This is a genomic window from Allomuricauda sp. CAU 1633 (assembly GCF_017313225.1).
Taxonomy (GTDB): domain Bacteria; phylum Bacteroidota; class Bacteroidia; order Flavobacteriales; family Flavobacteriaceae; genus Flagellimonas.
This window is the reverse complement of the sequence record NZ_JAFLNE010000003.1, coordinates 1-15,710: the sequence shown is the minus strand read 5'-3', so window position 1 is coordinate 15,710 and position 15,710 is coordinate 1. Positions and strand designations below refer to the sequence as shown.

Genomic DNA, 15,710 nt, shown 5'->3' with positions numbered 1-15,710 from the left:
TAATTATATCATCACCATATTGTTATGGCTAGAATAAAAGATAATAACGCACCAAAAAGGTTCAATAAAATTTCCATAGGATTGGCCTCTCCAGAGTCAATCTTGGCCGAGTCCCGTGGCGAGGTATTGAAGCCTGAAACTATTAACTATAGAACGCACAAACCAGAGCGTGATGGATTGTTCTGCGAGCGTATCTTCGGTCCTGTGAAGGATTACGAATGTGCTTGCGGGAAGTATAAGCGTATCCGTTATCGTGGTATTGTTTGTGACCGTTGTGGTGTTGAAGTAACGGAGAAAAAAGTACGTAGAGATCGTGTAGGACACATCAACTTGGTGGTTCCCGTAGCGCACATCTGGTATTTCCGTTCACTGCCAAACAAAATAGGATACCTTTTGGGATTGCCTTCCAAAAAGTTGGATATGATCATTTACTACGAAAGGTATGTGGTCATCCAGCCTGGTAATGCCAAAGGTCCAGAAGGTGAAGAGATCCAAAAAATGGATTTCTTGACCGAAGAGGAATATTTGAACATTTTGGAGTCCCTTCCTTCCGAAAACCAATATTTGGAAGATAATGACCCCAATAAGTTCATCGCAAAAATGGGTGCCGAATGTTTGATCGACCTATTGGCTCGAATTGATTTGGAGCAATTGTCCTACGAACTTCGTCACAAAGCCAACACCGAAACTTCCAAGCAACGTAAAACTGAGGCGTTGAAGCGTCTTCAGGTTGTGGAAGCTTTGCGTGAGTCGCAAGACAACCGTGAAAACAACCCTGAGTGGATGATCATGAAGGTGATTCCCGTGATTCCACCAGAATTGCGTCCGTTGGTGCCATTGGATGGTGGTCGTTTTGCCACTTCGGATTTGAACGACTTGTATCGTAGAGTAATCATCCGTAACAATCGTTTGAAGCGTTTGATGGAAATCAAGGCACCTGAGGTGATCTTGAGAAACGAAAAACGTATGCTTCAAGAAGCGGTGGATTCCCTTTTCGATAACACCAGAAAAGCCTCTGCGGTAAAAACAGAATCAAATAGACCATTGAAATCCCTTTCGGATTCCTTAAAGGGGAAGCAAGGTCGTTTCCGTCAAAACTTGTTGGGTAAACGTGTGGATTACTCCGCGCGTTCCGTAATCGTTGTTGGACCGGAAATGAAATTGTACGAATGTGGTCTTCCAAAAGATATGGCAGCCGAATTGTACAAGCCTTTCATCATCCGTAAATTGATTGAAAGAGGTATCGTAAAGACCGTAAAATCTGCCAAGAAGATCATCGACAAAAAGGAACCCGTAGTATGGGATATCCTTGAAAACGTCCTAAAAGGACACCCTGTATTGTTGAACCGGGCCCCCACATTGCACCGATTGGGTATCCAAGCGTTCCAGCCAAAACTGATTGAAGGTAAGGCGATTCGTTTGCACCCATTGGCCTGTACCGCATTTAACGCGGATTTTGATGGGGATCAGATGGCAGTTCACTTGCCATTGGGACCTGAGGCTATTTTGGAAGCGCAACTGTTAATGTTGGCTTCGCAGAACATCCTTAATCCTGCCAACGGTTCTCCAATCACTGTACCTTCACAGGATATGGTTTTGGGATTGTACTACATGACCAAAGAGAAGAAGTCCACTAAAGAAGAGCCTGTATTGGGTGAAGGGTTGACCTTCTATTCTGCGGAAGAAGTGGAGATTGCCTTTAATGAGAAGAAAGTGGCGTTGAACGCCGGTATTAAGGTACGCACCAAAGACTTTAATGAAGCTGGTGAATTGGTCAACCAAATTATTGAGACCACAGTGGGTCGTGTATTGTTCAACACCGTTGTGCCAGAACAAGCCGGATTCATCAACCAAGTATTGAACAAGAAAGCCCTTCGTAACATTATCGGGGACATTCTTGCCGTTACTGATGTTCCTACCACGGCTGACTTCTTGGATAAGATAAAGTCCATGGGATATGATTTCGCCTTCAAAGGAGGTTTGTCCTTCAGTTTGGGAGATATCATCATTCCAGCGGAAAAACAAGATATGATCAACGATGCCAACGAGCAGGTTGATGGTATTATGATGAACTATAACATGGGTCTTATCACCAACAATGAGCGATATAACCAGGTTATTGATGTTTGGACCTCTACCAACGCCATGTTGACCGAATTGGCCATGAAGCGAATTCGTGAAGACAAGCAAGGATTCAACTCTGTATATATGATGTTGGATTCTGGTGCGAGGGGTTCGAAAGAGCAGATTCGTCAGTTGACCGGTATGCGTGGATTGATGGCCAAGCCTAAAAAATCCACTGCAGGTGGTGGAGAGATTATTGAAAACCCGATTCTTTCCAACTTTAAGGAAGGTCTATCGATTTTGGAATACTTTATCTCTACCCACGGTGCACGTAAAGGTCTTGCGGATACCGCTTTGAAAACTGCGGATGCTGGATACTTGACCCGTCGTTTGGTGGATGTTTCCCAAGATGTGATCATCAACATTGAGGATTGCGGTACGTTGAGAGGTATTGAGGTGGAAGCCTTGAAGAAAAATGAAGAAGTTGTGGAATCCCTAGGTGAAAGAATCCTTGGTAGGGTTTCATTGCATGATGTATACAATCCATTGACCGAAGAGTTGGTACTTAAAGCTGGTCAGGAAATCTCTGAAGCTGATGTGAGAAGAGTTGAAGCTGCTCCAATTGAGAAAGTTGAAGTACGTTCAGCCTTGACATGTGAGGCTCCGCAGGGAATCTGTGCAAAATGCTACGGCAGAAACTTGGCCACCAATAAAATGGTGCAACGAGGAGAAGCTGTTGGTGTTGTTGCCGCACAATCCATCGGGGAGCCTGGTACACAGTTGACCTTGCGTACCTTCCACGTGGGTGGTATTGCAGGAAACATTTCCGAGGACAATAAATTGGAAGCCAAGTTTGATGGTGTTGCTGAGATAGAAGATCTACGCTTGGTTGAAGGAGAGAACAGTGAAGGTGAAAAAACCAACATTGTAATTTCCAGAACATCGGAAATCAAGGTAGTGGATGCCAAAACAGGCATAACCTTGAGTACCAATAACATTCCTTATGGTTCTCAGCTATTCGTTAAGAATGGTGCGAAGATCAGCAAAGGAACCTTGGTTTGCCAATGGGACCCTTATAATGGTGTCATTGTTTCTGAGTTCACAGGTCAAATTGCCTATGAGAATATTGAGCAAGGGGTTACCTATCAAGTGGAGATTGATGAACAAACCGGTTTCCAAGAAAAAGTAATTTCTGAATCAAGAAACAAAAAACTGATTCCAACCTTGTTGATTAAGGACGGTAAGGGAGAAACCTTGCGTTCATACAACTTGCCAGTTGGTTCCCACTTGATGGTGGACGATGGTGAGAAAATCAAGGAAGGTAAGATTTTGGTGAAGATTCCACGTAAGTCTGCAAAAGCAGGGGATATTACCGGTGGTCTTCCAAGGGTGACCGAATTGTTCGAGGCTCGTAACCCATCCAACCCAGCGGTGGTTTCTGAAATTGATGGTGTGGTTTCCTTCGGAAAAATCAAGAGAGGTAACCGAGAAATCATCATCGAATCCAAAACGGGTGAGGTGAAGAAATACTTGGTGAAACTTTCCAATCAGATTTTGGTTCAGGAGAACGATTACGTTCGAGCTGGTATGCCATTGTCTGATGGTTCCATTACACCTGAGGACATTTTGGCTATCAAAGGACCTTCTGCAGTTCAGCAGTATTTGGTGAACGAAGTTCAAGAGGTGTACCGTTTACAAGGTGTGAAGATCAATGACAAGCACTTTGAAGTTGTGGTGCGCCAAATGATGCGTAAGGTGCAGATTCAGGATTCTGGAGATACTACCTTCTTGGAGAATCAATTGGTTCACAAAGACGACTTTATCAATGAGAACGATGAGATCTATGGTAAAAAAGTTGTTGAAGAAGCTGGTGATTCTGAAAGATTGAAGCCTGGTCAGATTATAACCGCCCGTGAGTTGAGGGATGAGAACTCTATTCTTAGAAGAGAGGACAAGACCTTGGTAACGGCTAGAGATGCGGTTGCAGCTACGGCTACGCCAATCCTTCAAGGTATCACAAGAGCGTCGTTGCAGACGAAATCATTTATTTCTGCTGCATCGTTCCAAGAGACCACCAAAGTATTGAACGAAGCTGCGGTTAGCGGTAAAGTAGATAGTTTGGAAGGATTGAAAGAAAACGTAATTGTTGGACATAAGATTCCTGCCGGTACCGGTATGCGGGATTATGATAGTATCATTGTTGGTTCCAAAGAGGAATACGATGAAATCATGGCCCGAAAAGAGGAATTCAAATTCTAAATAAACGAAACCCTGGCCTCACCGTCAGGGTTTTCTTTTATCATTTTAAACGTAATTACAATGGCTGACAAAGAAGATCAGAAACAAAAGCAGATCAATATAGAGTTGGATGAGAAGACCGCAGAGGGAGTCTATTCCAATTTGGCGATTATCAACCACTCCGCATCTGAGTTTGTGGTTGATTTTATAAGTATGATGCCTGGAGCTCCCAAAGCAAAGGTGAAAAGTAGAATTGTGCTTACACCACAGCATGCCAAAAAGTTCTTAAAGGCGTTGAGCGACAATGTAGCTCGTTTTGAACAGGCGCATGGTCCCATCCAAGATTATGAACAACCTCCTATACCTTTAAATTTTGGACCTACGGGAGAAGCATAAAAAAAGCCCTGATTTTTAATCAGGGCTTTTTTTATTATTATTTCAACCAACCTTTTTGAATACCCTGTTTTGAAAAGAAAATCAGGTAAAGACCTATGACCACAACAATAATGGGCATGGTATAGGTGGATGGTCCAAAAGCTTCTACAGCATTTGAAATAAAAAGCCAATGGATAAACTGGGCCACCGCCGTTATCAATGAAATAATAAATAAGGGTCGGGCCCATTTCTTTCGGAGCAAAAGACCAATTGACCCAATGGCTCCGCTAAAAACAGCAATGGCAAAGGCAGCTGTGGCCCAAGCGGGAATACCTTCAAAAGCTTCACGCTGGGCTTGATCCAAACTTTCTAAAATGGCCACTTGGTTAAAAGCTTGATTGAGATAGTTAAAAACACCCATTAAATTCCATAGAAGAGCAATAACGCTCACCACCCAGAACCAAACCGGTGGTTTTGCTGATGTATTCATAATATCTTTGATTTATTGGTTATCCTCTACAAAGTACAAAAAAATGACACATCCTCATCCAAATAATTCATTTTCAGAAGGATAACACATTAAATAAGTAACTAGCTATTACTCAAACTCCGAAGTATAGTGTAGTTTTACTGAAGGATACTTTTGCTGCGTCATCTGTAAGGAGAAGGGGGAATCAGCCAGAAATACTAGTTGACCCTTTTTGTCCGTAGCCAAGAACTTTTGTTTTACCCGTTTAAACTCTTGGAATTCTTCATTTTTTACATCCTCAGGTTCTACCCAACATGCTTTGTGTACTGGGAAGTTTTCATAGGTGCATTTGGCACCGTATTCGTGCTCCAATCGGTATTGGATGACTTCATATTGCAGGGCCCCCACTGTCCCGATGACCTTTCTTCCGTTCATTTCCAAGGTGAACAACTGGGCCACACCTTCGTCCATAAGTTGGTCTATGCCTTTGTACAATTGCTTCGCTTTCATGGGGTCTGCATTATTGATATACCTAAAATGTTCTGGTGAAAAGCTGGGTATACCTTTATAATAAAGTTTTTCTCCGCTGGTAAGTGTATCTCCGATTTTAAAATTTCCAGTATCATGGAGACCTACAATGTCACCGGGGTAAGAAACATCCACAATCTCTTTCTTCTCTGCAAAAAATGCATTGGGACTTGAGAATTTCAACTTTTTATCATTTCGGACATGCAAGTAGGGAGTGTTTCGTTCAAAAGTGCCTGAAACCACTTTTATAAAGGCCAATCGGTCGCGGTGTTTGGGATCCATATTGGCGTGGATTTTAAACACAAACCCAGAAAACTCCTTTTCATTGGCTTTGACCAAACGTTCTTCAGCCATCTTGGCCCTAGGAGGAGGAGCAATCTCCACAAAGCAGTCCAGAAGCTCGCGTACCCCAAAATTGTTCAAGGCGGAACCAAAGAAAACGGGCTGTAGTTGCCCTTTTAAATAGGCTTCCTTATCAAAATCAGGATAAACTCCACTGACCAATTCCAAATTGTCTCTGAGATTCTCAGCTGCATTGGTTCCAATAATTTTTTCAAGTTCTGGACTATCAATATCATCAAAGGCGATGGTTTCCTCGATGTTCTTTTTACTGTTTCCACTAAAAAGATTGATGTTTTTCTCGTAGATATTGTAGATACCTTTAAAGTCATACCCCATACCAATGGGAAAACTTAAAGGAGTCACGGTCAGACCTAATTTTTGTTCCACCTCGTCCAAAAGGTCAAAAGCATCTTTTCCTTCCCTATCTAATTTGTTGATGAACACGATCATGGGGATGTTTCGCATGCGGCAGACTTCCACCAATTTTTCGGTCTGCTCCTCCACACCTTTGGCCACGTCAATAACAACAATAACACTGTCCACCGCGGTCAATGTCCTAAAGGTATCTTCAGCAAAATCCTTGTGTCCCGGAGTATCCAAAATATTGATTTTCTTGTCCTTGTAGATAAAAGCCAAGACAGATGTGGCCACAGAAATTCCCCTTTGCCGCTCTATTTCCATGAAGTCGCTGGTGGCGGACTTTTTTATTTTATTGCTTTTTACAGCTCCGGCCTCCTGTATAGCCCCTCCAAACAAGAGGAGTTTTTCAGTTAAAGTGGTTTTACCCGCATCTGGGTGAGAGATAATCCCAAAAGTCCTTCGTCTTGCTATTTCCCTTTCAAAATCCATCGACAAAAATTTCGGCAAAAATAGGGTAATTATAACTTATGGCACCCATTTGTTAAAAGATTGGTGATTGTTGATATTATTGGAAAAAAATAAGGTCGGGATGGTTAGGTAAAACAAAAAAGTAAAGTATTTTTCCCCTTTGTTGTGGTTTTTATTGAGATTGCAAAAGCAAACTTCCTTTAAGAACCCGGCAATGGAAATAATGTGGTAACTAATAATGTGTAATTCGCTTTTTATCGATAAAAATAGGCGGTTAGCTATAAATGCACTAATTATGTGACCATTATTATTCTGAGGTGTCATAACGCATAACTTGGCACTGTTTTAACAAGAAAATCCCCAATTTTCTTACACTTACGAGAACTACTGGCCATGGTGATTAGTTGACCAAAACTTATCATTTATGGAAAAAATTACTTTCTTGAATTTTAGAAAGAGCCTATTGGTATGGTTTCTTTCAATTTTGGGATTGCCCATATATTCCGCTCCAGTCTTACCTGTTGAAACTTCAGGCAAAGCAAATTTCGCCAAGTATACACTTTTGGATGATACCGAAGTTGATACCGATGGCGATGGTATACCCGATGTCATTGACATTGATGATGACAATGATGGTATACTAGACACTGTTGAAGGAGGAGTCGATGCTGATGGGGATGGTATACCCAACCACTTGGATATTGACTCAGATAATGACGGTTTGTTTGATAATTATGAGGCACAAGGCCCATTTTCATTCAACTTGCCTTCTGGTGAAGATACGGATGGTAATGGACTCGATGATAGTTATGAATCTTCTCCCGGTGCTGGCGAAGGCATAATCCCAATCGATACCGATAAGGACGGGGTGAACGATTATTTGGATATTGATTCGGACAATGATGGCATACTCGACCAAAATGAGTCAAGTGTTCTGAGTACGGATTATGACTGTAGTACAGTGCCCAATCTTAATTTTGGAGCAACACCTATATTGGAATCAGGGACCGCACTCTCCGAAGGTGCCATGTACCGTTATGCGAACGTAACCGAAGAACTTGATGCCCTTGTGGTCATTGATAAAGTGGTCAATGGGCAAATTGAGATTTTAGATCAGAATGCCACTGACCCCCAATTTTTTAAACCTGAGATAGTCTTTACCACAACATCAGAGGAAAGTAGACCTTACGTAGATTTCAAAATCACGTTGGTCAATTCGGGTACCAATAATCCAGTGATTCAAGAAGAATTAATAGCGAATTTCATCGATGTAGATGGAAACGAGCGCTATCAAGAATACAATCGTTTCAACACGCCGGCAAACTATACCATAGACCAGAACAATGAAATAACGGTTCAAAATACTTCCGGAGGGTTGTTGATCCATGGGGGAAGCCAAGAATATGATGGTATTTCCAATCAAAATCCTTCCGTGAATGTTGCGGTTGAGTTTGTAAATATTGACTCATTTGTTTTCCGTTTTGGTATTCAACCAGTCGATACCAGTGATAATTTCACAACAACGGTTGCGAGACAAGCCGGTATTGAATTTGGATGTTTGGATAACTTCAATAACCCACAGACCATCAACTTTAGTGTGGATATTGACAGTGATAATGATAGCTACCCGGATAGATTGGATATTGATAGCGACAATGATGGTATTCCGGACAACGTAGAAGCGCAGCCAACTTTTGATTATGTTCCGCCAACTGGAAACGATACGGACAATGATGGTCTAGATGATGCCTACGAAGGAGAAGGAGATGCGGGGCTTGACCTTGAAGATACCGATGGCGATGGCACACCGGATTACCTTGATGATGATACTGATAACGATTGGGTACCGGACAACAACGAAGGGAACGATTTCAATTTTGACGGTATTCCAGACCAACAATATACCGGAACCGATACGGATGGGGACGGTTTGGACGATGGTTATGAAGGCAGTGATGTGAATGATGGCTTCGATGTAAACGATGAAATTGATAATCCCGCCACTGACCTTCCCGATACAGATGGTACGGAAGATGTAAACTACCGTGATATAGATGATGATGGGGATGGAATTGCTACTCCTGATGAGGATGCGGATGGCAACGGCGACCCTACCAATGATGATACTGATGACGATGGTACCCCAGATTATTTAGACCCAGATGATGGAGGTTCAGGAGAAGAAGAACCAGATGATGAAGATACTGACGGCGATGGTGTTACTGATGATTATGAAGAGGACGACGGTACCGACCCAACAGATCCATGTGACTTTATTTTGAGCAGTCAAACCGTAGATCCTTCCGACGAATGGAAAAATACGGATTGTGATGGTGACGGGGTGACCAATGAGGATGAAGTAGATGATGGTACAGATCCATTGGATCCCTGCGATTATAATCCCGATAGTGTTACTTTGGAACCCACTGCAGATTGGGAGGCTTTGGATTGCGATGACGATGGAAATCCAAATGGTACAGACCCTAACCCATTGGTAGCAACAGCAAATGATGATTCAGGATCAACACCTGCACTTACCCAAGTAGCTATAAATATTCTGGAGAATGATGACTATCTGCCAAACAATGATACCAACAATTTAGGTACAACGAGTTTAACGAGGATAGGTGGCGATGCCACGGGCACCGTTTCCTTTGATGCAGATACAGGTATTATGACCTATACGCCTACTGAGTCAGAGTCTAATTCCACGGTCACAGTAGTATACGAGGTGTGTAATGTTATACCAGACCCAGCGGTTTGTGCTTCGGCAACGGTTACCATACAAATTGGCCCCAATGCTATCGATGCTGTAGATGATCAATATTCTATTGAAGGTTCTGATGGAGGAACCATTGCAGATAGCAATGTCCTGTCCAATGATACCCTGAATGGAGAGCCTGTTACCTTGGAAAATGTAATCCTTACGACAAGCTCTACGGACGAACTCACCATAAATGAAGATGGAAGTGTGACTGTTACTCCTGGTACTACCGAGGGTACTTATACCATAGATTATACCATTTGTGAGATTGCTAATGTGGATAATTGTGATTCAGGTACCATAACGGTTGAAGTGCTGCCAGCCATGAATAATATGATCGATGCAGTGGACGATTCGTTCAGTGTGGAAGGTAGTGATGGCGGTGTGATTGCAGATAGCAACGTACTCTCTAACGATACCCTCAATGGGGAAGAAACTACTTTGGAAGATGTACTCCTTAGCTCCACACCTACAGACCAACTTATGGTTAATGATGATGGAAGCGTCAGTGTGGTCCCTGGGACACCAGAGGGCACCTATACCATAGATTATACAATTTGTGAAATTGCCAATGTAGACAACTGTGATACCGCTACGGTCACCGTTGAAGTGGGCCCTGAAATGGTAAACATTATTGATGCGGTGGATGATGGGTATACTTCAGACAGTTCTGGTGGGGTGATTGAGGGCAGTGATATATTGGGGAACGATACCCTTAATGGTGCCCCCATATCGCTTATAGAGGTAATATTGACCTCGAGCCCAACAGGTGACTTGACCATAAATGAAGATGGAAGTGTCACTGTGGCACCTGAATTGGAAGAAGGTATCTACATCATTGAATATACCATTTGCGAAGCAGCAAATCCAGATAATTGTGATACAGCTACTGTGACAGTTTCAATAGAGGATGTTGCTGTGAACCAATTGGTGACGCCAAATGGGGATTTAAAGAATGATTTCCTTTTCATTAGGGGTCTCGACAAAGTAAAATCAAGCACTCTCAAGATTTTCAATCGATGGGGTACAGCGGTCTATGAAGGAAAGAACTATAACAATATCAATAATGTATTTGATGGCCGGTCAAGGGCTAAATCGGGATTTGGAAATGATAATTACCTTCCCGCAGGAGTATATTTTTATATTTTTGAATACGTTACGGACAAGGGCACTTTTACAGACTCCGAATACATATATATAAGCAGGTAACACATTGATGTAGGATGATCAAGAAACACATTTTAATTCCAGTTTTATTTATAGGATTTGTATTTCAGGGGCTTGTGGCCCAGCAAGATGCGCAATATACGCAATACATGTTCAACACATTGACGGTTAATCCTGCTTACGCTGGTTCCAGGGGACAATTAAGCTTCGCAGGACTGTATCGGTCACAATGGGTTGGCTTGGATGGCGCTCCCGAAACGTTTACCCTCAACCTTCATTCCCCAATCAGAAACAGTAGATTAGGGTATGGGGTGTCCGTAGTTAATGATAATATTGGGGATGGCGTGGTACAACAGACCTATTTGGATGCCGTGGTCTCCTATACGTTGGAGTTTGCAAGGGAAGCAAAACTTTCTTTCGGATTGAAGATGGGAGGAAATATGATAAGTTTGGACTTCAATGGGCTACGCAACTTTGATCAAGAAGTGGTGCAGCAAGACAATATTGATAACCAGTTTACACCCAATTTTGGATTGGGGCTGTATTATCATACGGACAAGTTTTATGTGGGGGTCTCGGCTCCGAACATTTTGGAAACAGAATATTTTGACAATAGTGGAGGAGATGCCAACTCGGTAAATTTCCTATCCGCACAGCAAGTCAATCTATATTTAATAACAGGGTATGTCTTTGATATAGGAGCGGACCTGAAGTTTAAGCCCGCACTGCTTACCAAAGCAGTTGGAGGGGCACCTTTGCAGGTTGACCTTTCTGCTAATTTTCTGTTTGCAGACAAGTTTAGTTTTGGTGCAGCGTATAGATGGGATGCGGCGGTAAGTGCCTTGGCAGGCTTTCAGATAACTGACCAGCTTATGATTGGTTTGGCATATGACAGGGAGACCACTGAATTGGGAGGGACCCAGTTCAACGATGGTTCCTTTGAGATATTTCTGAGGTTGGAGTTGTTAAAATCATTTCAAAGAACAGTATCACCCAGATTCTTTTAATATAGGTTAAGATGTTAAGAAGAATACTCATATTTCTTATTGTATTTTCAGGTTGTGCGGCAAACATGCTTGCACAGGACAGTATTCCAGATCGGCGGCAGGCTAAGGTAAAGGCCAAGGCAGATGATCGATATGAGGAATATTCTTTTAGACCAGCTATCGATATCTATAAAAAAGTCTTGGATAAGGGCTATGTTTCCTCCGATTTGTTGAAACGGCTTGGTAATTCCTACTATTTTAACGCCCAATATGAAGAAGCTGCCGACATTTATCAGAGACTGGAAGAAAACTTTCCTGATAAAATAAGTCCTGATTACATCTTCCGATATGCCCAAAGTTTAAAATCGTTGGGGAAATACGACGAGGCTACCACCATGATGAAGAAGTTCAGGGAAATGACCTCCACTGAAGGAGATTTTGATGACGACTACATGGCCAAGATTGAGGCCAATTCAGGTCGATATTCGGTAAAGCCTTTTCCCTATAATAGTAAATACTCGGATTTTGCAGCCTCTTTTTACGAAAAGGGACTCATTTTTGCTTCCGACCGAGACACAGGAAATTTGGCTCGCTATAGACATACATGGACCTCAAAAGACTTTTTAGATCTCTATAAGGTCAATGTGGATAGCATCTCTAGTGATCGAGTGGTAAAATTGGAAGGTGATGTAAATACAAGGCTCCATGAATCTACGTCAACGGTAACCAAAGATGGTACGACCTTATACTTTACCCGAAACAATTTTTTGGATGGGAAAAAATATAAAGACGAAAGTGGAATCATCCGTCTTAAGATTTATAGTGCAGAATATATTGATGGGGAATGGACCAATGTAATTGAGCTCCCATTCAATAATGATTCATATTCCGTAGCGCACCCTGTATTAAGTCCAGATGGAAAAAGACTGTATTTTGTTTCGGACATGCCGGGAAGTTATGGGGAGTCCGACATTTTCATGACCGAAATTATTGGTGATGGCACGTATGGACCCATTGTTAACTTGGGTGAAAACATCAATACTAGGGCCAGGGAGACCTTCCCATCCATTACAAAAGATGGCGTGCTCTATTTTTCTTCTGATGGACACCAAGGTTTGGGAGGATTGGATGTCTTTGCAACAAAAATAGCCTTTGATGACTATGACCAACCTGTGGTAAATGTGGGTAAACCGATAAATAGCCCATTGGATGACTTTGCCTATATTTTTAATCCAGAAACCAAGCAAGGCTATTTTTCATCCAATAGGGAAGGAGGCATGGGTGAGGACGATATTTATGAGTTCGTGGAGAATGAACCTTTGGTACTAGATTGCATACAAGATATTACCGGTACGGTAAGAGACCGTATATCCAATGAGGTTTTGCCCGGAGCAACTGTAATGGTCATTGATGAAGAAAACAAAGAGGTTTCCTCTACCATTACAGATTCCAAGGGGAATTATACGTTGCAATTGGATTGTTCCAAAGGTAATTTCGTTAGAGCATCCCGCGATGGTTATGTGCCTGCCGAGGAATATCTGAATATATCAGATGGCAAACCAAGAATTATTGACTTTTATTTAGAAAGGGATGTAGTTACTGGTGGATTTGGGGACGATTTGGCAAAGCTTCTTCAACTGAGTACCATCTATTTTGATTTGAACAAATACAACATTCGACCTGATGCAGAAATAGAAATTCAAAAGGTAATTGTGGCCATGGAAAAATACCCCAGCTTAAAAATAAAGGTCAACTCCCATACAGACAGTCGTGGTGTTGATGCCTACAACCTTTGGTTATCCCAAATGCGGGCAGAATCAACAGTTAACTACATGATTTCCAAAGGAATTTCTTCAGATAGACTTCAAGGAGAAGGTTTTGGTGAAACCAGACTGGTCAACGAATGTGTAAACGGTGTACGTTGCTCAGAAGAAGAACATCAATTGAACCGAAGATCAGAGTTTATCATATTTGAATAAGGTACGTCTACTTGTGGTGTACTATCCTTAAAAAAGCCTTTCAGGGCCAGATAACTAGGCCTTATTGGGTCTTGTTCGTTTATTTTTCCACTTTTTTAATCTTTTTATAAAAGATTTGACGGTAAAACTTCTGTCCATCAATCAGTTATGTTGATGGGTAATCTTTCCATTATAATTTAGGTCAATACCAATGGCAATTTACTGTGCCAACAGAGGATTCCGTTTTTTCAAAAAAACTTGTAGTCCTTTTCGTATAAAATAAACTTCTTGTAGCCATTGTTATTATTGGTTTCATCGACCAATGGTCTTAAAAAAATGGTAAATATTTAGGGTCAAGACCTCAAAATATGAAACCTATACAGTAGGATTTAGGACATACACAACAAATATTTCTTACCCCTATAAGTAAAGGTAATTTTGTAGAGTGCTATAGAATTTGATCTAGTCAACCAAAGAAAATTGGCCAGAAAAACGAAACTATAAAGACTAAAAAAACACATAAAATACGATCCTCAACTAATATCAACCCGATGAAAAAGAGCATATTAGCCTTTATCCTACTTTTCTCTACAGGAATTGCCTTTTCTCAAACCACAGTAACTTTACAAGACCAATGCAATTGTGAAGTCTTAAAAGGTACAGCAGTTTCCAGCCCTGGTGCCAATACCCCAAATGGTGTAGATATGGGAGATATCTATGTCAACACCAATACAGGTACCATTTATTTTTGGGACGGTGATTCTTGGGAGTTGACTTCCACAGATGGTCAGCAATTGACAGGTTTCACTTTTGACGGAGCTACCAATACGCTGACATTGACATTGGAAAATGGAGGGAGTGTAAATGTTGATTTAAGTAGCTTGAGTGATACGCTTACAGACACCAATACTACTATTACATCTTTCGGAATAGATGCAACAAACACCAATTTTGTAATAACAGATTCGGATGCCAACACCTATGCTGTGGCTTTAGCAGATATTGCAGCATTGATTGATTCTGATATAACCGGAGCCTCTTTGGATGCACCGAGCAACGTCTTGACGATAAGCGAGGGCACCACCGATGTGACGGTTGACCTGAGCGACCTGGACGACAGTGCCGGTGTTACTGCCAACGCCGCCAACATCGCCACGAACTCAGCGGATATAGCAACAAACACAAGTGATATTGCCACCAATACGGCTGATATCGCGACCAATGCTGCTGATATTGCCACTAACACAAGTGACATTGCCACAAACACGGCTGATATTGCAACCAATACAACAAATATCGCCACCAATGCCACTGACATCGCCAACCACATAGCTGCGGATGGTGACACAGACGCCGGAAACGAGTACAACACCTCATTGGGCCTCAACGGGACGGTTCTGGAGCTTGTTGACGGGGGCGGTCTTTTGAGCGACGACCTAGATGCGGTCTTCGCCACGGATGCCGAGCTGGCCGCTGCCAGTGACGATGACATCACTGGGGCCTCGTTGGATGCGCCTAGCAACGTCCTGACGATAAGCGAGGGCACCACGGATGTCACCGTTGACCTGAGCGACCTGGACGACAGTGCAGGTGTGACCGCCAACGCTGCCAACATCGCCACGAACACAACTGATATAGCGACCAATACAGCTGACATTTCAACTAATGCAACGAACATCACCACCAACACATCCGATATTGCAACTAACGCGACCAATATTGCGACCAATGCCACTGACATCGCCAACCACATTGCAGCGGATGGTGACACGGACGCTGGGAACGAGTTCAACACCTCTTTGGGTCTCAACGGTACGGTACTGGAGCTTGTTGACGGGGGCGGACTCTTGAGCGATGACCTAGATGCGGTCTTTGCCACGGATGCGGAGCTGGCCGCTGCCAGTGACGACGACATCACGGGAGCCTCCCTGGATGCACCGAGCAACGTATTGACAATCAGCGAAGGCACCACGGATGTTACCGTTGACCTC

8 protein-coding genes are annotated in these 15,710 nt (G+C 42.6%); 6 read left to right on the top strand and 2 right to left on the bottom strand.

Annotated features, from left to right (window positions below; all coding sequences use genetic code 11):
* Nucleotides 1–24 precede the first annotated feature (24 nt).
* Both rpoC and J0X14_RS09450 read left to right on the top strand, forming a co-directional pair.
* Nucleotides 25–4,323, top strand: coding sequence for a DNA-directed RNA polymerase subunit beta' (rpoC, locus tag J0X14_RS09455; RefSeq protein ID WP_207097546.1), 4,299 nt, complete (start codon nt 25–27; stop codon nt 4,321–4,323).
* A gap of 60 nt (nt 4,324–4,383) precedes the next feature.
* Complete coding sequence (locus J0X14_RS09450) at nt 4,384–4,698, top strand: DUF3467 domain-containing protein (RefSeq protein WP_207097545.1); 315 nt, start codon at nt 4,384–4,386, stop codon at nt 4,696–4,698.
* 37 nt (nt 4,699–4,735) lie between these two features.
* Here the strand turns inward: J0X14_RS09450 and J0X14_RS09445 are convergent, their stop codons facing one another.
* Together J0X14_RS09445 and J0X14_RS09440 are read right to left on the bottom strand one after the other, a co-directional pair.
* A complete protein-coding gene (locus J0X14_RS09445; protein WP_207097544.1) occupies nt 4,736–5,167 on the bottom strand; it encodes a hypothetical protein in 432 nt (143 codons plus the stop codon).
* A 108-nt stretch (nt 5,168–5,275) separates the two neighbouring features.
* Nucleotides 5,276–6,865 (bottom strand): peptide chain release factor 3, encoded by a 1,590-nt coding sequence (locus tag J0X14_RS09440; RefSeq protein WP_207097543.1) that lies wholly within the window; start codon nt 6,863–6,865, stop codon nt 5,276–5,278.
* A 403-nt stretch (nt 6,866–7,268) separates the two neighbouring features.
* Between J0X14_RS09440 and J0X14_RS09435 the strand changes: the two genes are divergently transcribed.
* From J0X14_RS09435 to J0X14_RS09420, 4 genes are all read left to right on the top strand, one after another.
* Complete coding sequence (locus J0X14_RS09435; protein WP_207097542.1) at nt 7,269–10,817, top strand: gliding motility-associated C-terminal domain-containing protein; 3,549 nt, start codon at nt 7,269–7,271, stop codon at nt 10,815–10,817.
* Nucleotides 10,818–10,831: 14 nt separating this feature from the next.
* On the top strand, nt 10,832–11,782 hold the full coding sequence (locus J0X14_RS09430; protein WP_207097541.1) for a type IX secretion system membrane protein PorP/SprF: 951 nt from the start codon (nt 10,832–10,834) through the stop codon (nt 11,780–11,782).
* Between the two features lie 11 nt (nt 11,783–11,793).
* On the top strand, nt 11,794–13,740 hold the full coding sequence (locus J0X14_RS09425; RefSeq protein WP_207097540.1) for an OmpA family protein: 1,947 nt from the start codon (nt 11,794–11,796) through the stop codon (nt 13,738–13,740).
* Nucleotides 13,741–14,270: 530 nt separating this feature from the next.
* Nucleotides 14,271–15,710, top strand: a 1,440-nt coding sequence (locus J0X14_RS09420) for a beta strand repeat-containing protein (RefSeq protein ID WP_207097539.1), incomplete at its 3' end; no start/stop codon positions are given.